We start from the raw sequence: 20,013 nt of genomic DNA, 5'->3' as shown, positions 1-20,013 counted from the left end.
AGATTCAAACAATCAACGAAACGTATCGCCCTTGTAAAAGGAAACAAGGGCGATACGTTCTGTATATTAGTAGGTAACTACTAATCTGATTATGCAGATTGTTAATAATAAGTGTAATCAGGGAGCACCAAGTGACGAGCTTGGTGCTTTTTTATTGCCAACCATAAACCGTCTAAATTATGTTACCCACCGGATTCAAAACGGTTTACTCACACTATGTTAATAAACATGAGTTTAATTTGCGTTCATGTTATAATCGTAACAACAAATTTGAAAATGAGGTGTTAGTAATGGAAATCATTGATGTTACGCCAAATACACAAAAAGATTGGGAACGTATTTATAATGAAGCGTTTCCGCCATATGAGCAGCGACCTTTTAATGAGTTGCTTGATTTGGTGGCACAAAAAGATGCTATCAAGATGCAAGTCATTACAGATGATGATCAAGTTGTTGGCATTGTCTATCTTTGTGAAATCGGGGTTGATAAAGCTTTTGTACTATTCTTCGCGATTGATGCAACGATTCAAAGCAAGGGTTATGGTGGTCGTGCTTTGTCAATTTTGCAAAATCGATATGCCGGCGGCATAATCTTAGAAGCTGAAGAAACTGGTAAGCAAGCTGATAACGAATCACAACGGTTACGTCGTTATGATTTTTACATGCGTAATGGTATGATAGACAAGCAATTGTTGTCTGAAAACTCTGGCGGTATATTCCACTTGTTGGCAAGCACACCAGATGTTAGTGCGACTGAGTACTTGCAAGCCATGCATGCGATGGATATCGAAGCAGTGGTGCGACGCGCTAATTAATGAATAAGTTTATGAGTATGAAGATGATTGCTATATAGCAGTTATCTTCTTTTTTTAGTGAATAAATTAAGATAATTTGGAATTTAATTAAAGATTCGCCCGAAAAACCAAATTTTTGGTAAAATAGTCTCTAATAAGTTGGAGATATGTAGTATGTATTTTAAGTATATAAAGTATTAACTTGGGTACATGAGGGAAAGGAAGGTTTGTGTGTTATGGCACAACAAAATGGGCTTAAACCTAGTATTAGTACCTTCGGAATTATTGCTTTAGGTTCCGGGGGAGTAATTGGAAGTAGTTGGATTTATACAAATAGTCAGTTTTTCCATCAGTATGGAGCTGGTGGTGAAATATTTGGATTATTAGCGGCATCAGTTTTAGCGATTTTAGTTTCTTTATCATTCGCTGAATTATCAACAATTTACCCTAAAGCTGGTGGTGAAGTTGTTTATGGATATAAAGCTTTTGGTAAAAAAGGTGGGTTGTTTGCTGGTTGGGCACTGCTTGGATCCTATCTAAGTGCTTTGGCATTTTATGTGACAGCATCGAGTATGTTGCTAGCCGAAATTATTCCTAAAATTGCCACTGGGCCAGCGTATTCTTTCGCTGGCGTAAAGGTCCATTATTCAGAATTAATTATCGGTGTGTTAATTACATTATTTATCTTTGCAATTAATTATCGTGGCGCTAATTTGACCAGTAATGTTCAAATTATGTTGTTTATAATGTTAGTCGTTATTGGTATCATATTAATCGTTGTTGGATTTGGTCATGGGAAGCCAAGTAATTTCTGGCCAGCATTTTATGATCATCAAACGAAGATACCGGAAATTTTCCGTTTCATTTTGCCAGCAATGACTTTCCTAACCGGTTGGGAATCAATCGGTGTTATGGCTGAAGAAGTTAAGACACCGGCTCGTAAGATTGGAAAGATTGTTGTTGTTGCTATTATGATTGCCGCTGCATACTACCTAATGGTATTGTTGGCATCAGCCTGGGTACATCCATGGAAAAGCACGGCAACGATGGGAATGGGAACAGTTGACGCCTTTAAGGCAGCCGGTTTCCCAGTGCTGGGAACAGCAGCCTTTGTTATTGCCTTCCTAGGATTAGGAACAAGTTTCTTAGCACTATTCTCAGCAGCACCACGTTTGATCTATTCATTAGCTGAATTGAAGATTTTGCCAAGTTACTTTGCTAAGGTTCACCCAAAGTATGGTACGCCAAGTCGAGCAATTGTTGTCACTTTGGTACTTGTATTAGCACTTGGTTGGCTTGGGAAAGGTGCTTTGACTTACTTCCTAGATATTGGTGGTTTCTTAACCGCTTTGGCTTGGGGAATTAATTCATTCAATCTATTGTCAATTCGTAAGAAGTATCCTGACTTAGAAGGTGGTTTCCGCAATAAGCATTTGTCATTACCGGTTATTGGTGGTGTGATTGCTATATTTATTGCTTTGGCAACTGTTATTCCAGGTACTTCAGTTTCATTGGTATGGCCATATGAATATATTATTTTGGGAATCTGGATTGTCATTGGTTTGGTAAGTTACATTAGTGGTAAGCGAAATAAATAAAATTTTTGAGTCTGAGGCAGTAACGTCTCAGACTTTTTTGATGCAATTATTGATAATTAATAACTGAATAAACACAAAACAAGCAAATATTAGACGACACCTTTATAATGAAATTAGCTAACCTTAAATATTTAAGGTTTAAATAAGTGGAAAATAGGTAGTTTTTAAGGTTCAGCGCCTATAGTCACAGTAAAGAAACGCAAGAGGGTGGTTAGTTATGGTTGAAAATACAATTAAATTATTAATTATTGAAGATGATTACGCATTAAATGACACAGTCAAAGAAACAATTTCCGACTTAGGTGAAGTTGTGCAAGTTCACGATGGTGATGAAGGCTGGTTTGAAATTGAGTCAGGCGTTTATGATGCCGTTATTTTGGATGTGATGTTGCCAGGCCAAGACGGATTTACAATTCTTAAAAAAGCGAAGGAAATGTTCCCTAATCTACCAATTTTAATGCTAACGGCTAAAACTGAAATTAGTGATAAAATGCAAGGATTTGACTTAGGTGCTGACGAATATGTTACGAAGCCTTTCTATAAGGAAGAGTTGCTAGCGCGTTTGAAGACGTTGCTTCGTCATACTGGTGTACTTGGCCAAGATGGTGCCTTAGAAGTTGGTAATATTCAAATTTTTGTTGATCAACACAAGGTGCTAGTAGGTGACAAGGAAATTAGTTTGCAAGGTCGTGAATTTGGTTTGCTAGTTTACTTAGTACAACACGTTGGTCAAATTGTAACGAAGGATCAAATTTTTGATCGTCTATGGGGCTTTGACTCAGATACTTCTTTGACTGTTGTGGAAGTTTATATGTCTAATCTAAGAAAGAATTTGCGTCAGGCGGATGCGCAAGTAAATATTAAAACATTACGTAACGTGGGTTATACCTTAAGCGCTACTAATACTAATGAAGATTAATGACTAAAAACAAAGCAGCAAAGCAATCTTGTTATAAACGACTTGTGAAGTGGCTGCAAAAGATCCGCGCTTCGTTGCCACAGCAAGTCAAGATGACAATTTTAATGGTGATGGGTTTTACATTTGTGTTCGTGCTAATTGGTACATTCTCGATTAATCAGTTTCGAAATGTGATGTATGGTGGCGCTGAACATCGTGTAGAACGTGCTTTTGATGTGCAATCAAATCGTTTCGATCGGCCCATTGTGCAGACTGAAACGGCACAAATTACGGATTATGTTGATTCGTTTAAGTCGCTAAATTTACCAAAAGAAAATAAAGTTTATCTACGTAAATATCGTGGTAGTTGGTACTTTTTTAACCGGCGTGATGGTGAGTTAGCTTATGTTGATGTTACGGCAGAACATGAGTTAGTTGATTCATATCAAACGCGCTTGTTGTGGATTTATGTTCTTTCTGAATTAGTGCTATTACTAATGGGAATGGCTTTGACTCGGGCTAATATGCGGCCGATTATGCGTTCCTGGAATCAACAGCGTACTTTCGTGGCTGATGCTGCGCATGAGTTTAAGACACCGATGACAGTCATTCAAAATAACCTGGAACGAATGTTGGAGCATCCCAATGATACTGTCATGGATCAAGTTGAAAATGTGGCCAACGCGCTTACTGAAGTGCGCCATTTAAACAATTTGACAGGAGATTTATTGACGTTATCACAAGCGGATGCAGATATTCCAATGTTTGCGTTTGAAGAAATGGATTTATCAGCAACAATTCGTGAAGTTGGTGATATTTATGCATATAATGCTTCTGATAAAAATCAAACGTTATCGGTTGAGATTCCTGAAACGATGCCAATTGTGGGGGATGCACAACGTTTGCGCCAATTATTGGTTATTTTAACTGACAATGCTCAAAAGTATGCTGGTGAAGGTGCTAGTGTTATGATTGAAGCAAAGTTTGTTGGTAATAATGTTAATATCATGGTGGCCGATACTGGTCCAGGTGTTTCTGATGAAGATAAGAAGCATTTGTTTGACCGTTTTTATCGTATTGATAAAGCCCGTTCACGTTCAACTGGTGGTCATGGCTTAGGACTATCGATTGCTAAATGGGTAGCACAAGGTCATCGTGGGACAATTGACATTGTAGATAATCAACCACATGGTACTATTTTTAAGATTGTCATTCCGAAGACACAAAAGAATGTGCAATAAGCGAGAGTGTGTAATAGAAAAAGCTTAACAATTGATGATTAACATCAGTTGTTAAGCTTTTTTGTTAACTAAATTAATAACATGCTTTCCATAAACGCGTTCACAAAAGCTGAACCTTCAATATAACGTCATTGGCCCCAATCATATCCTGCACGTTGCTCCGGCTATGATTGGTCCCAACAACGTTATACCCCAGGTTCAACCCGCTTTTGTTCTCGCTCTAGTATAAACGCGTTCACAAAGACTGGATTCTCAATGTAACGGATTTGCCCGCTTTACGGCCTGACGACCGCAAAACGTCCAAACACTGTTACACACCGAATCCAAAGCGTCTTTGCTCTCGCTCTGGTATAAACGCGTTCCCAAAGACTGGATTCTTAATGTAACGGATTTGCCCGCTTTACGGCCTGACGACCGCAAAACGTCCAAACACCGTTATACACCGAATCCAAAACGTCTTTGCTTACGCTCTTAAATTAAGGGTAAGGGGTGTGAATCAAACACCTCAACAGTCTCATCTTGACGACCCACAATTACTTGGTCAACAACATTTAAGAATAGTCCGTGTTCGACGACACCGACCATGCTGGTTAGTTCACGACCTAGCACAAATGGATCAGGCATCTTATCAAAATGTAAATCAATTAAGTAATTAGCAGAATCTGTACGGACAGGATTACCATTTTGATCTAAACGCCAACTAGGTTTGTATCCTTTTTGTTCTAAGCGCTTAAATAGTTGGTCAGCACCGTATGGAATAATTTCTACAGGTAAATAATGTGTTAGATTCTCTGAAATCTTAGAATCATCAACAACCCAAACATTACGCTTTGAATTAACTGCGACAATCTTTTCCCAAAGAAGCGCAGCTCCGCCACCTTTAATTGCAGCAAAATTTTTATCGATTTGATCAGCCCCATCAATTGTTAAATCGATGTGATCAACGTCATCAACATTATGCATTGGAATGCCTAATCTAGCAGCTGTTCGACGTGTCTTATCAGAAGTGGGCACCCCTTTGATTTTAAGCCCTTCTTCAGCGACACGTTTTCCAAGTGCTTCTACCACGTAGGCTATGGTTGAACCCGAACCAATACCAACTACCATACCATCTTCCACTAATTCAGCTGCACGGTAGCCCGCTAATTTTTTAAGTGCAGTTTGATCTGCCATAATGATTATTGCCTCTTTCTTTATATAATCGTTACTCACCGTCATATATATTATCGCTCATTAATTGAGGTTTAGGCAAATATGAAAGCATAAAATGTTACACTAATTAGATAACTTTTAAAAAGGTGGCAAGATCATGATTGAAATGTGGGACGATGACAAAATAAAGTCTTTTCAAAAAACATTATTGACTTGGTATGACCAAGAAGGACGCTCGGATTTACCATGGCGACAAGATAGAGAACCATACCATATTTGGGTATCTGAAATTATGTTGCAACAAACCCAAGTTCAAACTGTTATCCCGTATTTTGAACGTTTTATGCAGACTTTCCCAACTATTGCTGATTTAGCAGCTGCACCGGAGCAGACTTTGTTAAAAACCTGGGAAGGTTTAGGGTATTATTCGCGTGTGCGGAATATGCAGAAAGCTGCGCAACAGATTATTAATGATTATGATGGTAAGTGGCCTGATAATATGACAACCTTGCAAAAATTAACTGGTATTGGTCCTTATACTGCAGCAGCGATTGCTAGTATTTCGTTTAACGAACCAGTGCCAGCTATTGATGGTAATGCGTTTCGTGTTTATGCCCGACTATTTGAAATTGATGCTGATATTGCCCAACCTAAAACACGTAAAATTTTCTTTGAACTTGGTGAAAAGATAATTGACCAGACTCGACCAGGTGATTTTAACCAAGCCATTATGGATTTGGGTTCATCTTATATGAGTGCCAAAAATTATGACAGTGAACATTCACCAGTTAAAGTTTATAATGCTGCCTATTTAGATGGAACAGAAGCGCTATATCCTGTAAAATCAAAAGCTCCTAAACCAAAGCCTGTGTCGTATTATGCTATTGCAGTTAAGTCACCGGCCGGTTATTTGTGGGAACAACGACCAGCTGATGGATTGCTCGGCAATTTTTGGATGATGCCTTTGTATGCGTTAACTGATTTTGTCGCCGATACGGATGCTAACTGGACTGAATACGAAATGATTCAAGCGACTGAAAAAAGATTGGCCAAAGACTATGGCGTTACGGCTGATTTACAACGTGTTGGTGGTCGTCCTGTTACACATGTTTACACGCATTTAAAGTGGACGGTTACGATTTTAACAGCTGAAGTTGAGGTGCAAACATTACGTAAAGGACAATGGCAATCAGTGGCTGACATTGCGAATGATCCACAACCTAAAATACAAGAAAAAATTTGGCGACGATTAAAATAAGTTGCGCACATTTGGGCGCTTGCATGTGATACTATCAGAGTACCAAAAAAGGGATGAGGTTTACCGATGACGCAAAAAATATTATTGGATATGGATCCAGGTATTGATGATGCTGCAGCATTGTCGATTGCTTTAACAGATCCAGAATTTGAAGTGCAATTGTTAACCACTGTTGCAGGTAATGTTTCGGTTGATAAAACAACCACAAACGCTTTGCATTTAGTAGAATTTTTTAACCAAGAAAAAAATGTACCTGTTGCAGCAGGTGCAACAAAGCCATTAATTAAATCGTATGTTGATGCAGCAGCGATTCACGGTGAATCTGGTATGGCAGGGTGGGAATTCCCGCCCGTACAAACAACGGTTTTATCTGAGCATGCTGTCAATGCGATGCGTAATGTTTTGATAGCAACTCAAGAACCAGTGACTTTAGTTGCAACCGGGGCATTTACAAATATTGCATTGTTGATTCGTATGTATCCAGAAGTCTTACCCAAGATTAAACAGGTTGTTTTAATGGGTGGTGCGTTAGGTGGCGGAAACATGACCAGTGTGGCTGAATTTAATGTTTATACGGATCCGCATGCAGCCAAAATATTATTTGAGTCCGGTTTACCAATTAAAATGATTGGTTTAAATGTGACCATGAAAGCGTTATTAAGTAAGGGAAATATTAACAAACTTGGTACGTTGAATCATACGGGCAAAATGCTACAAACACTATTTGCTCACTATGCAGATGATGAGGCGGGAGCTAAACCAATGCATGATGTTAATACGTTGTTTTATTTATCACAACCAGAATCTTTTGAATTTAAAGATTATGCCATTGAAGTCATTACTGAAGGCCCTGCCAATGGTGCAACGGTTGCAACTGATGATGGTAATCCGAATATCAGCGTGGCAACATCAGTTGATGTGGATGCATTCAATACATGGTTTATGACAAAAATAGCAGCCATTTAGATTGATGTTCCACGTGAAACATTTTAACTTTTGTAAAAAGATTCAGCTCGGTCAGACTATTGAATAGATAGGCATTTTGCGGTATTCTTTTAGTATTGGAATCAGTTTGGAGAATGATAATGAATCCTGAGGAATTTGCGGCGGCATTACGCGAAAAAAACGTTATTTTAAATGATAAACAATTGGCGCAATACCAGACTTACTATGATCGACTAGTAGCAGTTAATGAACACATGAATTTAACGGCTATTACGGACCGTGATGAAGTGTATTTAAAGCATTTTTACGATTCGTTAACTTTGGCATGGGCATATCCTAAGCTTCAAAGTGAGCAACTTAACATGGTTGATGTCGGGGCTGGCGCTGGTTTTCCTTCATTACCATTAAAAATCGCGTTTCCACAATTGAAAATTACAATTATTGATGCATTAAATAAACGGATAAAGTTTTTACAAGATTTAGTTAATGAATTAGGACTTGAAGATGTGACTGTCATTCATGCACGTGCAGAAGAATTTGGTCAGAAGAAAGCACCTAACCGTGAACAATTTGATGTAACAACTGCTCGGGCACTGGCTCGGCTAAATGTGTTGGGTGAATTAACTCTGCCTTTGGTTAAAGTCGGTGGCGTGTTACTTGCAATGAAAGGTAGCGCAGCGAGCGAAGAATTGGATGAAGCAAAGGGTGCAATTACGAAACTGGGCGGTAAAATTGGCGAGAGTATTTCGGTTGATTTGCCAAACGGTGACCCTAGAACGGTTATCGTGATTGAAAAAGTTGCGGCAACGCCAAAACGTTATCCACGAAAACCAGGAGATCCAGCACGTAAACCACTATAGGAAGGAGAAAATGATGGGACACATTATTGCGTTAGCAAATCAAAAAGGTGGGGTTGGTAAAACAACGACTACAGTTAATTTAGCTGCGTCACTAGCAACTTTGGGTAAAAAAGTATTAATTATTGATACTGATGCGCAAGGTAATGCGACTTCAGGAATGGGTGTACATAAATCTAATATTGAACGTGATATTTATGACGTACTAATTAATGATGTACCACTATTAGATGTTGTTTTACCAACATCACACGATGGTGTTGATATTGTACCGGCAACGATTCGTTTGGCTGGGGCAGAGCTAGAATTAGCACCAGTCATGGCGCGTGAATTGCGATTGAAAAATGCATTAGGTGATGTTCGTGAGAAATATGATTATATTTTAATCGACAATCCACCTTCATTAGGACTTGTGACCATCAATACTTTTTCAGCAGCGGATTCAATTCTAATCCCTGTTCAGGCTGAGTACTATGCCTTAGAAGGCTTAGGTCAACTTATGAACAATATGAAGTTGGTTAAGCGTCATTTCAATCCTGATTTGGAAATTGAAGGGGTCTTGATGACCATGGTTGATCCACGAACTAATTTATCAGCTGATGTTGTTGATAATGTGCGCGATTACTTCAATACTGAAGTATACGATACGGTTATTCCACGTAATGTCCGTCTATCTGAAGCGCCATCTCGTGGTATGGCAATCATCGATTATGATCCTCGCTCAAAGGGGGCTGAGGTATATACAGACTTAGCAAAGGAGGTCCTCAAAGCTCATGGCGAAATCTAAGAAAACAGGTTTAGGGGGTCTCGGTGCAAAAGGCGGTGGCCTTGGTGCATTATTTGCTGATCAAGGATTAGATGAGACCGTTAATAGTGGTGATGAAGTTCGTGAAATTGAGATTGAGAAAATTGTTGCTAATCCATTTCAACCACGACGCGTTTTTGATGAAAGCAAATTGCAAGAATTAGCCGACTCAATTAAACAAAATGGTGTTTTGCAACCAGTAATTGTTCGTCATAATCCTAAGGACAACACGCAATATGAGTTGTTGGCTGGTGAACGACGTTGGCGTGCTTCACAGTTAGCTGAGTTAAAGACTGTGCCAGCAATTGTCCGTAAATTAGATGATGATCAAATGTTGCAAGCAGCTGTGTTGGAAAATTTGCAGCGTGAAGATTTAACACCTTTGGAAGAAGCACAAGCATACCAAGATATGATGGATGGTCTTAACCTAACACAAGCGCAAGTTGCACAACGTCTTGGTAAAGCACGTTCGGCGGTTGCCAATTTCTTGCGTTTGTTGAACTTACCTGATGAAGTGAAGGACTTGTTAAATGAAGGTAAGTTATCTATGGGACAAGCACGTACGTTATTGGGCTTGCGTAATAAACGTCGGATTACCCCAGTTGCTAAGCGAGCTGTTTCAGAAGGGATGACCGTACGTCAACTTGAACAATTAGTTAACAAATTGAATGAACAGTCGACACCAGAAAAAGTTCAACCGAGTTTGTCACCATATATCAAAGCTTCAACGGCTGCTTTGGAAGACAAGTTTGGTACGAAGGTACACATGACGCGTAACCGTAAAGGTGCTGGTAAAATCGAAATTACGTATTTATCAGATGAAGATTTAAATCGTATTTTTGAAACATTAGGTATCGATTTTGATGATGAATAAAGGGGTCAGCGATGTATAACTTACATGATGTTGTTGAAATGAAAAAGCCACATGCGTGTGGGGTTAACGAATGGCAAATTATGCGAGTTGGTGCTGATATGAAAATTGTTTGTCAAGGTTGTCAGCGTCAAGTTGTGATGACTCGTCATGAATTTGATAAAAGATTTAAACGTGTATTAAAAAGTGCACAGGAATTATAAGAAGAGAGATAGGTAAATATAATGGCTCTTACAGCAGGAATCGTTGGCTTACCAAATGTTGGTAAATCAACTCTATTTAACGCAATTACTAAAGCGGGTGCAGAAATGGCAAACTACCCATTTGCTACGATTGAACCCAATGTGGGAATGGTTGAAGTACCAGATGATCGTTTAGATCGTATCCAAGAACTTATCCCAGCTGATAAAGTTGTGCCAACAACTTTTGAATTTACAGATATTGCTGGAATTGTTAAAGGTGCATCACAAGGTGAGGGCTTAGGGAATAAGTTCTTAGAGAACATTCGCCAAGTTAATGCCATTGTGCATGTTGTTCGTGCCTTTGACGACGATGATATCACTCACGTTTCAGGTAAAATTGATCCGCTAGATGATATTGAAACAATTAATACAGAATTGGTTTTGGCTGATTTGGAATCAATCGATAAGCGTTTCAAACGCGTTGAGAAGACTGCACATTCAGCTAAAGATAAAGATGCCATTGCTGAATTAGCTGTGTTAGAACAACTAAAGCCAGCATTGGAAGCTGGTAAGCCAGCCCGTTCAATTGACTGGGACGAAGATGAACAAAAGATTATCCATGATTTGTTTTTGTTAACATCAAAGCCGGTATTGTATGTTGCAAACGTTTCTGAAGATGACATGGCTGATCCTGAAGCTTCTGAATATTATCAACAAATTAAGCAATATGCTGATGGTGAAAATGCTGGTGTTATTGGTATTTCTGCCCGAGCTGAAGAAGAGATTGCTGAAATGGACGATGATGACAAGGCTGAGTTTATGGAGTTACAAGGTATTACAGAGCCTGGATTAAATCGTCTAATTCGTGCTGCTTATCATATGCTTGACTTACGCACATTCTTCACCGCTGGTGGTAAGGAAACACGTGCCTGGACTTTCCGTGCTGGTATGAAGGCACCTCAAGTTGCTGGTGTTATTCACTCTGACTTTGAGCGTGGTTTCATTCGTGCCGAGACGGTTTCATTCGAAGACCTTGATAAATATGCATCAATGAAAGCAATTAAAGAAGCCGGACGTCGCCGTTCAGAAGGAAAAGAATATGTTGTACAAGATGGCGATATTATCGAATTCTTGTTCAATGTTTAATTGGGGGGATTATGACAGAGTCTAAAGAACAAAAACAAACGCCGAAGCCACAATTACCAACAGTTGAAGAATTAGCAACATCTGGTTTGAGCAAGCGAAATCAAGAATTTATTCGTCAAATGGTTATTTTAGCTGATGGCGATGAGTCAAAAGCGCAATTGATTACTGAAGTTGGCGCTCGGCTATTAACAGCACAAAAAACGGGACAAACAGCGCGTCAGTTGTACAATACGCCAGCTGAAGCAATGGGTCTCAAGACAACCGCAGAAGAAAAAGAAGAATCACGTGGATACGCTAGCTATGGTTTTTGGCCATTAGCGATTGACAATGCGATTGCATTCTTTATGATGTTTAGTTTCATGTTTGGTTTGACGCTACTATTTAGCCGTAATACTGAATCAATGCAACAATCTGGTGGTGCTGCCGGAATTACATCATTAGTGCTAACTTCGATTATGGGAGGACTTTTCTTCGCAGGGGTTACACTAATCATTGCACCACGTCGTGACGGTAAGCGTGTATCAATTTGGAAAAAGATTGTCGTATCAGTTGTTGCCTTCCTTATTTGGTTCTTGGCATACCTAGGATTTGCCTACTTGCCACCAATTATCAATCCACTACTTCCAGGTTGGGTTTATCTTGTTATCGCTGTTGTTGCTTTCTTTGGTTTCCGTTACTGGCGATCAAAGACTGGTATTCAAGGTGGTTTCTTAGGAACAAATACAACACAAGCTCGTACTAAGAAGTAAGCGCTAGTCAAAAGAAACAGTGGGGGTAGATTGATGAAAATTTTGATTGTGGACGATGACCAAGAAATTGCAGAATTACTAGAAATCTACATAAAAAATGAAGGTTACGAGCCAGTGATTGCAAGTGATGGTAAAGAAGCTATGACCAGAATCCGGACAACACCAGATATTGGTTTAATTATTTTAGACATCATGATGCCTGAAATGAGTGGAACGGAAGTCTTGAAGGAAGTTCGTAAGGATAATCCGGTACCAATTTTGTTGTTGTCAGCTAAATCGGGGGCTATGGATAAAATTCAAGGTCTGATTACTGGAGCTGATGATTATGTAACAAAACCATTCAATCCGCTTGAGGTGATGGCACGCGTACGCGCTTTGTTGCGTCGTGCCCAGAATGGTTTGGCACAAACAACACCCGAAGTACTAGATGTTGGCCCATTGACGATTAATAAAGATAGTCATGAGGTTAAAACAGCTGATGGTGTGGATATTAATTTAACAGCGCTTGAATTTGGTATCTTGTATTTGCTAGCATCACATCCTAATCGGGTATTTAGTGCCGACGATATTTTTGAACGTGTCTGGCAACAGGAATCTGTTGTGTCAGCCAAGACCGTCATGGTACACGTGTCACATCTGCGTGATAAGCTTGAAGTTGCTACTGGTGGCAATCAAGTTGTTCAAACAGTTTGGGGCGTCGGCTACAAAATTGAAGTACTTTAATTAAGAAAGGCAGTGGGGATGAAACTAAGAGTACTGAGTTGGCTTAAATTCATAGTCAAAGCAGCGGTTTCTGCCCTGCTTTTTGTATGCATGGGAATTGGCATTATTTTAATGTTCAGTTCAAGCTGGCAACGACACAATATATGGCAAGAATTAGGAACGATTACTAATCAATCACCTGGATTTGTTAGTTTAGTAGGATTAATATTGTTCATTATTTGGTTGTTGTTATTGTGGTATTTCTATCAACAAATTAAATTAATGAATTTAATTGAAGCAGTTCATAATTTAGTACCACAAGTTGGTGATACAAAAAGCCCGGGCTTGGCCACTAAAAGTTGGGGACGTCGGTTACGACCATTAGTTCACAACATTAATAGTGTTTATGAAGCCGCACAACAAGCAATTATTGAAGAACATGCGATTGAGCGTTCTAAAGATGAGATGGTTACAAATGTATCGCATGATTTAAGGACGCCTTTAACCTCAATCTTAGGATATTTGGGACTGATTATTAATGATGATACACAGGGTAAGCTAAGTCATGATGATGTGATGAAATATGCTAAAACGGCTTATGATAAATCAGGACAAATGAAGTCATTAGTTGAAGATTTGTTTGACTATACGCAAGTTCGTCAAGTTGATTTTAAGCTACATTGGGCACCATTAGACTTGGCTGCCATGTTGCAACAGCTAGCCGTAAATTACGAGTTAGAAGCCGCACAGAAAAATGTGGTTATTTCTGTAGTTGCCAAGCCATCTGTCATTGAAATGATGGGTGACCCCGATCGTCTTGCCCGAGTTTTTATGAATTTAATTAATAATGCGTTAAAATATGGGGATGGTGCAACCTTTATCCGATTAACTGCTCGTGTGCTTAATGAAGATAATGAAGTAGAAGTGCGAGTAACGAATAACGGTGCTAAAATTCCAGATGAATCATTAGAGCGATTATTTGATCGTTTTTATCGTGTTGAAAGCTCACGTAATGTGAAAACTGGTGGTACTGGCCTAGGGTTAGCCATTGTCGATGGTGTTGTTGAAGCACATGGTGGTCGTGTCAGAGCAGAATCGAATGATGAAATGACAAGCTTTATTATTAACTTGCCACTTATGCCAGAAGATGAAGCCTGATTATCAACTAGAAGGGTTTAGCAGTAATGACAAATAGCAAAATAGAGTTAAAAGGTAGCCAGTTAATATGGGCGACAATATGCTTGGTTTTATTTCTTATTATGAGTACGATGGTTATTTCCAATAGTACGATGATAAATAATTTTGATAATAGTGTTACACAGTGGATTCAGACTTCGTTTGGCTTACCTAAAATGGATTACGCACATGGTTTATTCAATAGTTGGATGACGTTTAGTGCAACCTATGGTGATGCAAAAACAATGGTCATTCTGACATTCATTATTGCCATTATTTTGTTTGTAAGACGGTATCAAATATTGTCCTTGTGGTATTTAGCAGTTGTTGGAACAGGTGGATTGTTAGGTATCATGATGAAAGATGTTATTGAACGGCCACGTCCACAAGGTCATTTAGCTATTGATGATGGTTTTTCATTTCCAAGTGGGCATGCTGTTAGTGTGACATTAGTCTGTTTAGCACTAGTCCTAATTTTTATTCCAATGTTAAAAAAGTTTTGGGTAAAAATTACGTTGTATACAGTGGTTATACTATTTTGGTTTAGCGTACTCTTTTCAAGAATCTATTTCAGCGCTCATCATTTAACTGACGTGCTAAGTGGTGTAACGCTAGGTGCTTTTTGGATTTGCATTGCGATGGCCTTATATGGTGTGTTAGTTGATTGGTTAAAAAAGTATATTTTTAAAAAATCAAAAATATAGTAATTAAAAAAGACAAACGTTCGTTAGGTTTTAACGAGTGTTTGTCTTTTTATTATTTCGTTGTCGGCACTTCTTTAATTGGGTGCTCTTTTTGTAAAGTTGCTAACAACTTTTCTGCTTCTAATTTATGGAAAAGTAAGCTAGCAGCTGTTTGCATTAATTGCGCTTCAATTGATGATTCTTCACTAGGTATATTAGTTGGATTTTTGAAATAACCTGACAATGTATCAACAAAAGAATTAAAAGCGTTCTTAGGATAATCATTAGCTGTTATTTGATCAATGGCAGCTCGGATTTGATCTAATGAGAAGATTGATTTGAATAATGAAATGATTAAAATATCAGCAACTTGTAGCGTTTGATAACGCTTTTTAACAGGTGCTAGGATCATCTTTTTCTTAACGTAGTTGTTAATCATCGTTGAAGTTATTTCAGGCAATTCAAGCGGTGTTAGAACGGTATTAACATATTCAATGACTTGGTCCATATAAAGATCGAATTTTGGTAAGTCATCCCAGTGTGGGAAGACAATATCTTCAAAATTGTTTTTTTGCACGTTATTTTCAATCACGATAATCACCTTCGATTTATTCTTTAAGATAAAGGGTATTATATCACATCTAGACTATAAAACTAAATTATACAATTATGAACACTAATAAATAATATTTATCATATATAAATTGGGACATTTGATAATTGGTTGTGTTAGTATAGAAACAATTTGATTTTTTAGGTATTGGAGGTGTAAAGAGATGCAAGAATTTATGGCGCTTAATCGTAACTTAAAGTTAAGGACGTTAACAGTTTTTCTGACGGTTCTACTGGGTAGTTCGATTGGCCCTAATATGACAATTTATTATGTGCAATATTTCGGGGCGTTTGTCTCAGGTTTGCTATTAATGGTCGTGTCAGTCGGTGGATTCATCGCTGGGCTATACGGTGGTCACCTATCTGATGTCTGGGGACGTAAACGCACAATGCTGACGGGTTCAGCATTAATCATTATTGGTTATGGCTTGGCAATGCTAATGAATTCGCCATGGTATGTGAATCCATATGTGACATTTTTGGGCTTCTTACTAGCATCCGTTGGTTCGTCCTTTGCTGATCCAGCTGAACAGGCCATGATGATTGATGCTTCAACCATTCAGAATCGAAAATTTGTGTATGCCTTGATTTACTGGGTAATTAATATTGGTGTTATGATTGGTGCTGCTATTGGTGGTTGGTTCTTCCGTGATTATTTATTTGAGCTATTATTGGGATCAGTCATTGTTGGGATCATCAACGCCATGATTATTAAATTTGGAATGGCTGAAACGTTGGATATGGACCATATCCAATCTAGTTCATCTGTTTGGAGCGCTGTTAAATCATATGGTCAAGTGTTGTCAGATAAACGTTATTTGCTATTTATGTTTGGCTCAATTTTTTCAGTGGTCATCTATTCACAACCTGATTTCTATTTAGCAGCTCATCTAACGAAGTCATTTAATGATTATACATTTATGGGTATCCACTTTTATGGCCAACGAATGTTATCGTTTATGTTGATAATTAATACGATTTTAATTGTTTTGGTTATGAATTACATTAATCGTTTTACGAATCGGTGGCCGTTGCGGAATAGTTTTGCGCTAGGAACATTATTACAGGGTCTTGGCTTTGCCATCGCTTTCCTATTGCATGACTTTTGGCCACTGGTTATTGTAGCGTTTGTCTTCACATTGGGTGAGATTATCAACGTACCATCAAGTCAAACGATGCGTGCTGATATGATGAATCCAAAGAAGATAGGGGCGTATTCAGGGGCCTTTTCAGCTACTCGACCAGTTGGTAATATTTTAGCCGGATCAATGGTTTCAATGTCGCAATTCACTAATGATTTGGGAATGTCAGCCATTTTGATGGTAGGGACATTTATTGCTATTATCACGATTGTTAAAGCATCAAAAATGCCAGCGCAATTTGATAACGAGCCAACAGAATAATAACTAAATTTTATATAAAACGCCACGGCAGCTGATGAAATGCAACTATCGTGGCGTTTTTGTATAAGATTAATTGCAATAAAAAAGCCAACAAGCATAAATGCTCATTGACTCTTTATTTAGCTGGGATAGCTGGATTCGAACCAGCGAATACACGGTACCAAAAACCGATGCCTTACCACTTGGCCATATCCCAATGATTAAATGGGGGCTATAGGATTCGAACCTATGAACCCGAAGGAATGGATTTACAGTCCACCGCGTTTGACCGGACTTCGCTAAACCCCCATATATATTTAAGCAATACTCTGTATCACCTCAACGAATATATACTATACAGAATTCTTATTCACTTGTCAACACTATTTGAACAATTTTATTTAACCAACTTTGATAAAACGTGTCGGCCGTCCATTCTTTTAAGTTATGACGATTGTAGCCAACGCTCGCGTTATAGTAAATTAAGTCATTTTTGCGACGTGGGGGTACTGTGATATGAACGTGACCATAAAAAACATGTTTGACGTTTGGATATTTAGCAAGTAGGGCACCAGTTTTTTTGGAACCAAGCACACCATTGATAATAGCCCAGCGTGAAGTTGCATCAGGATAGTATATCTCATCATTAATAGGTGCAAAATGAGTGAAGAATAACACTTGTTTACGGTCATGAACTGCTTGATCTAATAATTGCTGCATTTGTGCAAGGCCAAGTGCCATCCGTTCATGATCACTCATTGGTTGGTCGATAATTCGATCATAGTAGAAACCAGACCGAAAACGAGCGACTGATGCATCATCGATGTCGGGGGTGAAACTGTAATCGTACCAACCATTGTGACCGATAATACGCCAATTCGTCTGGGGGATGTCTAAATATTGATTGTGTAAGTAAAGAGGATCTAAAGGCGTTTCTAATTCGTTAAAAGAAATATTGCGGCCCATATCATGATTGCCCGCAATAAACAACACTTTAGTTTTGATCCCTAAAGCGTTTTGTAATTGATGAACATAATGCAATGATTTTTCAAAATCGTTGAATAAGTCACCTGCAATTAAATAATAATCAGGTTGAAGATCTCGCAAAGTTGATGCTTGTTCAAACAATGCTTGCGAAATGTCCTGTTTGTTCACATCAAAATGATTATCACTTGATACGATGATTTTAGTCATAACGTTACCCCTTTTCACACAATCCCATAATGTGATTATAACAAAAGTGTGGGTATGTTAATGAAAAATGATAATTATCCTTGTCGAACGTTATAATTACTAGTAAAATTTAACCCGTGACGTCTAAAACGTCTAGAGTAGAAATGTAGTATGTGAATAGGAGTTTTTCTCATGAAAACGGAAAAGAAGTTTCTGGGACAACCATACGGTCTAAAAACTTTGTTTATGACCGAAATGTGGGAACGTTTCAGTTATTATGGTATGAAAGCCATATTGCTTTACTATATGTGGCATTTAATTAGCTCTGGTGACTTAAACATCACTAAGGCTACGGCTGCATCTATTATGGCCATTTATGCATCAATGGTTTACTTATCAGGTGTTGTTGGTGGATTTATCGCTGATCGTATTTTAGGTCAACGCCGGACGGTATTCTGGGGTGGTGTGTTGATTATGTTTGGACATATTGCACTAGCATTACCATTTGGTGCAACAGCAATGTTCATTTCAATGATATTAATCGTACTTGGAACTGGATTGCTAAAGCCTAATGTTTCTTCAATGGTTGGATCACTATATGATGATAATGAAGCATCACGTGATTCAGGTTTCTCAATTTTTGTGTTCGGTATTAATTTAGGTTCATTTATTTCGCCATTGTTAGTTGGATGGACACAAGAAAACGTAGGGTTCCACGCTGGTTTCTCACTAGCAGCTATTGGAATGTTCTTCGGATTGGTTCAATATCATTTCGGTGGTAAGCATCTTCATGAAGATTCAAATTACGCACCTGATCCTTTGCAAGAAGAAGAAGTTAAGCCATTAATTATCAAGACAATTTTGGGTATTATTTTCTTTATCTTAGTTGTTATTTTGATGAATTTGATGGGCTGGAACAGTCTTCAAAATTACATTAATTTGTTGACAATTGTCGCAGTTTTGTTGCCAATATCATACTTTATATTGATGACAACATCAGCTAAGGTAACGAAAGAAGAGCGTTCACGTGTCTTTTCATATATTCCATTGTTCTTAGCTGCTGTCCTATTCTGGGCAATTGAGGAACAAGGATCAATTGTTTTGGCAACATTTGCTGCTGAACGCGTCGACACGTCATGGTTCCCAGCATCATGGTTCCAATCATTGAATCCATTGTTCATCATGCTTTATACGCCATTCTTTGCTTGGCTATGGGCTAAGTGGCGTAAGAACCAACCATCTTCACCAATGAAGTTTTCAATTGGGTTGATGTTTGCAGGTGCGTCATTCTTGTTGATGGCTTTGCCAGGTACGTTATTCGGTACCGAGGGTCACGTATCACCATTATGGCTAGTTGGCTCATGGGCTCTAGTTATTATTGGTGAGATGTTGATTTCACCAGTTGGTTTGTCAGTTACCACTAAATTGGCACCAAAGGCATTTATGTCACAAATGATGTCAATGTGGTTCTTAGCATCTTCAGCTGGATCAGCATTGAATGCACAATTAGTAACTTTGTATTCATCAGATAACGAAGTTGCTTACTTCTCATGGTTCGGAATTGCTTCTGTTGCATTAGGAGTGCTATTGGTATTCTTAGTACCACGTATTAAGCGTTTAATGGCTGGTGTAAAGTAGAGAGTGTGAACAAAGACGATTTGGATTTGACGTTACATTGATTATTCAGATTTTTTGAACACGTTTATAAATAGTTAACGGGGTTGAGGCATGGCTGTCTTAACCTCATTTTTACTTTCTGGATAAAAAAATTCAAAAAAGTACTTGCAAT

20 protein-coding genes and 2 tRNA genes are annotated in these 20,013 nt (G+C 38.5%); 17 read left to right on the top strand and 5 right to left on the bottom strand.

Annotation, left to right across the window (positions count from 1 at the left end; genetic code table 11):
- Window positions 1-290: 290 nt before the first annotated feature.
- From ACSYSF_RS07955 to ACSYSF_RS07940, 4 genes are all read left to right on the top strand, one after another.
- A complete protein-coding gene (locus ACSYSF_RS07955) occupies window positions 291-815 on the top strand; it encodes a GNAT family N-acetyltransferase (protein WP_489867478.1) in 525 nt (174 codons plus the stop codon).
- 215 nt (window positions 816-1,030) lie between these two features.
- On the top strand, window positions 1,031-2,392 hold the full coding sequence (locus tag ACSYSF_RS07950; protein WP_489867477.1) for an APC family permease: 1,362 nt from the start codon (window positions 1,031-1,033) through the stop codon (window positions 2,390-2,392).
- Between the two features lie 217 nt (window positions 2,393-2,609).
- The gene (locus tag ACSYSF_RS07945) at window positions 2,610-3,311 is read left to right on the top strand and encodes a response regulator transcription factor (protein ID WP_489867476.1); all 702 of its coding nucleotides are present in this window, start codon (window positions 2,610-2,612) and stop codon (window positions 3,309-3,311) included.
- The gene (locus ACSYSF_RS07940; RefSeq protein ID WP_489867475.1) at window positions 3,311-4,531 is read left to right on the top strand and encodes a sensor histidine kinase; all 1,221 of its coding nucleotides are present in this window, start codon (window positions 3,311-3,313) and stop codon (window positions 4,529-4,531) included. Before ACSYSF_RS07945 ends, ACSYSF_RS07940 begins: the two co-directional genes overlap by 1 nt.
- A gap of 471 nt (window positions 4,532-5,002) precedes the next feature.
- On the opposite strand, the gene rpiA is transcribed toward ACSYSF_RS07940, so the two are convergent.
- Window positions 5,003-5,704, bottom strand: coding sequence for a ribose 5-phosphate isomerase A (rpiA, locus tag ACSYSF_RS07935; RefSeq protein WP_489867474.1), 702 nt, complete (start codon window positions 5,702-5,704; stop codon window positions 5,003-5,005).
- A 136-nt stretch (window positions 5,705-5,840) separates the two neighbouring features.
- On the opposite strand from rpiA, the gene mutY reads away from it, so the two are divergent.
- The 11 genes from mutY (at window position 5,841) to ACSYSF_RS07880 (ending at window position 15,078) form a co-directional block, all read left to right on the top strand.
- The gene (gene mutY / locus ACSYSF_RS07930; protein WP_489867473.1) at window positions 5,841-6,941 is read left to right on the top strand and encodes an A/G-specific adenine glycosylase; all 1,101 of its coding nucleotides are present in this window, start codon (window positions 5,841-5,843) and stop codon (window positions 6,939-6,941) included.
- Between the two features lie 66 nt (window positions 6,942-7,007).
- The gene (gene rihC, locus ACSYSF_RS07925; RefSeq protein ID WP_489867472.1) at window positions 7,008-7,907 is read left to right on the top strand and encodes a ribonucleoside hydrolase RihC; all 900 of its coding nucleotides are present in this window, start codon (window positions 7,008-7,010) and stop codon (window positions 7,905-7,907) included.
- Between the two features lie 119 nt (window positions 7,908-8,026).
- Complete coding sequence (rsmG, locus tag ACSYSF_RS07920; RefSeq protein ID WP_489867471.1) at window positions 8,027-8,746, top strand: 16S rRNA (guanine(527)-N(7))-methyltransferase RsmG; 720 nt, start codon at window positions 8,027-8,029, stop codon at window positions 8,744-8,746.
- A gap of 13 nt (window positions 8,747-8,759) precedes the next feature.
- Complete coding sequence (locus ACSYSF_RS07915) at window positions 8,760-9,530, top strand: ParA family protein (RefSeq protein WP_489867513.1); 771 nt, start codon at window positions 8,760-8,762, stop codon at window positions 9,528-9,530.
- Window positions 9,517-10,422: a ParB/RepB/Spo0J family partition protein gene (locus ACSYSF_RS07910; protein ID WP_489867470.1), complete on the top strand. Its 906-nt coding sequence runs from the start codon at window positions 9,517-9,519 to the stop codon at window positions 10,420-10,422. The genes ACSYSF_RS07915 and ACSYSF_RS07910 overlap by 14 nt, the downstream gene beginning before the upstream one ends.
- Before the next feature lie 11 nt (window positions 10,423-10,433).
- Window positions 10,434-10,622, top strand: a complete 189-nt coding sequence (locus ACSYSF_RS07905; RefSeq protein WP_489867469.1) for a DUF951 domain-containing protein — start codon at window positions 10,434-10,436, stop codon at window positions 10,620-10,622.
- 21 nt (window positions 10,623-10,643) lie between these two features.
- Window positions 10,644-11,747, top strand: coding sequence for a redox-regulated ATPase YchF (gene ychF / locus ACSYSF_RS07900; RefSeq protein ID WP_489867468.1), 1,104 nt, complete (start codon window positions 10,644-10,646; stop codon window positions 11,745-11,747).
- An 11-nt stretch (window positions 11,748-11,758) separates the two neighbouring features.
- On the top strand, window positions 11,759-12,496 hold the full coding sequence (locus ACSYSF_RS07895; protein WP_489867467.1) for a DUF1129 domain-containing protein: 738 nt from the start codon (window positions 11,759-11,761) through the stop codon (window positions 12,494-12,496).
- A gap of 33 nt (window positions 12,497-12,529) precedes the next feature.
- Window positions 12,530-13,219, top strand: coding sequence for a response regulator (locus tag ACSYSF_RS07890; protein WP_489867466.1), 690 nt, complete (start codon window positions 12,530-12,532; stop codon window positions 13,217-13,219).
- Between the two features lie 111 nt (window positions 13,220-13,330).
- Window positions 13,331-14,356: a sensor histidine kinase gene (locus tag ACSYSF_RS07885; protein ID WP_491737230.1), complete on the top strand. Its 1,026-nt coding sequence runs from the start codon at window positions 13,331-13,333 to the stop codon at window positions 14,354-14,356.
- An 83-nt stretch (window positions 14,357-14,439) separates the two neighbouring features.
- On the top strand, window positions 14,440-15,078 hold the full coding sequence (locus ACSYSF_RS07880; protein WP_491737229.1) for a phosphatase PAP2 family protein: 639 nt from the start codon (window positions 14,440-14,442) through the stop codon (window positions 15,076-15,078).
- A 52-nt stretch (window positions 15,079-15,130) separates the two neighbouring features.
- Here the strand turns inward: ACSYSF_RS07880 and ACSYSF_RS07875 are convergent, their stop codons facing one another.
- The gene (locus tag ACSYSF_RS07875; RefSeq protein ID WP_489867463.1) at window positions 15,131-15,649 is read right to left on the bottom strand and encodes a DUF1836 domain-containing protein; all 519 of its coding nucleotides are present in this window, start codon (window positions 15,647-15,649) and stop codon (window positions 15,131-15,133) included.
- 184 nt (window positions 15,650-15,833) lie between these two features.
- Between ACSYSF_RS07875 and ACSYSF_RS07870 the strand changes: the two genes are divergently transcribed.
- The gene (locus ACSYSF_RS07870) at window positions 15,834-17,072 is read left to right on the top strand and encodes an MDR family MFS transporter (RefSeq protein ID WP_489867462.1); all 1,239 of its coding nucleotides are present in this window, start codon (window positions 15,834-15,836) and stop codon (window positions 17,070-17,072) included.
- 123 nt (window positions 17,073-17,195) lie between these two features.
- Here ACSYSF_RS07870 and ACSYSF_RS07865 read toward each other — a convergent pair.
- The 3 genes from ACSYSF_RS07865 to ACSYSF_RS07855 all read right to left on the bottom strand — a co-directional run bounded on the left by ACSYSF_RS07865 (window position 17,196) and on the right by ACSYSF_RS07855 (window position 18,245).
- Window positions 17,196-17,268 (bottom strand) — tRNA-Gln (locus tag ACSYSF_RS07865).
- Window positions 17,269-17,277: 9 nt separating this feature from the next.
- Window positions 17,278-17,360: transfer RNA gene (locus ACSYSF_RS07860), tRNA-Tyr, on the bottom strand.
- Window positions 17,361-17,417: 57 nt separating this feature from the next.
- Window positions 17,418-18,245, bottom strand: a complete 828-nt coding sequence (locus ACSYSF_RS07855) for a metallophosphoesterase (RefSeq protein ID WP_489867461.1) — start codon at window positions 18,243-18,245, stop codon at window positions 17,418-17,420.
- A 171-nt stretch (window positions 18,246-18,416) separates the two neighbouring features.
- Here ACSYSF_RS07855 and ACSYSF_RS07850 point away from each other — a divergent pair, with 171 nt between their 5' ends.
- Window positions 18,417-19,862 carry a peptide MFS transporter gene (locus tag ACSYSF_RS07850; protein ID WP_489867460.1) on the top strand — a complete coding sequence of 482 codons (1,446 nt, stop codon included), beginning with the start codon at window positions 18,417-18,419 and terminating at the stop codon, window positions 19,860-19,862.
- The last annotated feature ends 151 nt before the right edge of the window (window positions 19,863-20,013 follow it).

Source organism: Weissella sp. ESL1139 (genome assembly GCF_058506735.1).
Note: the sequence above shows the minus strand (reverse complement) of the source record. Positions and strands in the feature narration are given on the sequence as shown.

Bases quoted from the DNA above. Each gene is read 5' to 3' on its own strand.
- ACSYSF_RS07955 (WP_489867478.1), top strand. From the start codon at position 291: ATGGAAATCATTGATGTTACGCCAAATACACAAAAAGATTGGGAACGT.
- ACSYSF_RS07950 (WP_489867477.1), top strand. From the start codon at position 1,031: ATGGCACAACAAAATGGGCTTAAACCTAGTATTAGTACCTTCGGAATT.
- ACSYSF_RS07945 (WP_489867476.1), top strand. From the start codon at position 2,610: ATGGTTGAAAATACAATTAAATTATTAATTATTGAAGATGATTACGCA.
- ACSYSF_RS07940 (WP_489867475.1), top strand. From the start codon at position 3,311: ATGACTAAAAACAAAGCAGCAAAGCAATCTTGTTATAAACGACTTGTG.
- rpiA (WP_489867474.1), bottom strand. From the start codon at position 5,704: ATGGCAGATCAAACTGCACTTAAAAAATTAGCGGGCTACCGTGCAGCT.
- mutY (WP_489867473.1), top strand. From the start codon at position 5,841: ATGATTGAAATGTGGGACGATGACAAAATAAAGTCTTTTCAAAAAACA.
- rihC (WP_489867472.1), top strand. From the start codon at position 7,008: ATGACGCAAAAAATATTATTGGATATGGATCCAGGTATTGATGATGCT.
- rsmG (WP_489867471.1), top strand. From the start codon at position 8,027: ATGAATCCTGAGGAATTTGCGGCGGCATTACGCGAAAAAAACGTTATT.
- ACSYSF_RS07915 (WP_489867513.1), top strand. From the start codon at position 8,760: ATGGGACACATTATTGCGTTAGCAAATCAAAAAGGTGGGGTTGGTAAA.
- ACSYSF_RS07910 (WP_489867470.1), top strand. From the start codon at position 9,517: ATGGCGAAATCTAAGAAAACAGGTTTAGGGGGTCTCGGTGCAAAAGGC.
- ACSYSF_RS07905 (WP_489867469.1), top strand. From the start codon at position 10,434: ATGTATAACTTACATGATGTTGTTGAAATGAAAAAGCCACATGCGTGT.
- ychF (WP_489867468.1), top strand. From the start codon at position 10,644: ATGGCTCTTACAGCAGGAATCGTTGGCTTACCAAATGTTGGTAAATCA.
- ACSYSF_RS07895 (WP_489867467.1), top strand. From the start codon at position 11,759: ATGACAGAGTCTAAAGAACAAAAACAAACGCCGAAGCCACAATTACCA.
- ACSYSF_RS07890 (WP_489867466.1), top strand. From the start codon at position 12,530: ATGAAAATTTTGATTGTGGACGATGACCAAGAAATTGCAGAATTACTA.
- ACSYSF_RS07885 (WP_491737230.1), top strand. From the start codon at position 13,331: ATGTTCAGTTCAAGCTGGCAACGACACAATATATGGCAAGAATTAGGA.
- ACSYSF_RS07870 (WP_489867462.1), top strand. From the start codon at position 15,834: ATGCAAGAATTTATGGCGCTTAATCGTAACTTAAAGTTAAGGACGTTA.
- ACSYSF_RS07855 (WP_489867461.1), bottom strand. From the start codon at position 18,245: ATGACTAAAATCATCGTATCAAGTGATAATCATTTTGATGTGAACAAA.
- ACSYSF_RS07850 (WP_489867460.1), top strand. From the start codon at position 18,417: ATGAAAACGGAAAAGAAGTTTCTGGGACAACCATACGGTCTAAAAACT.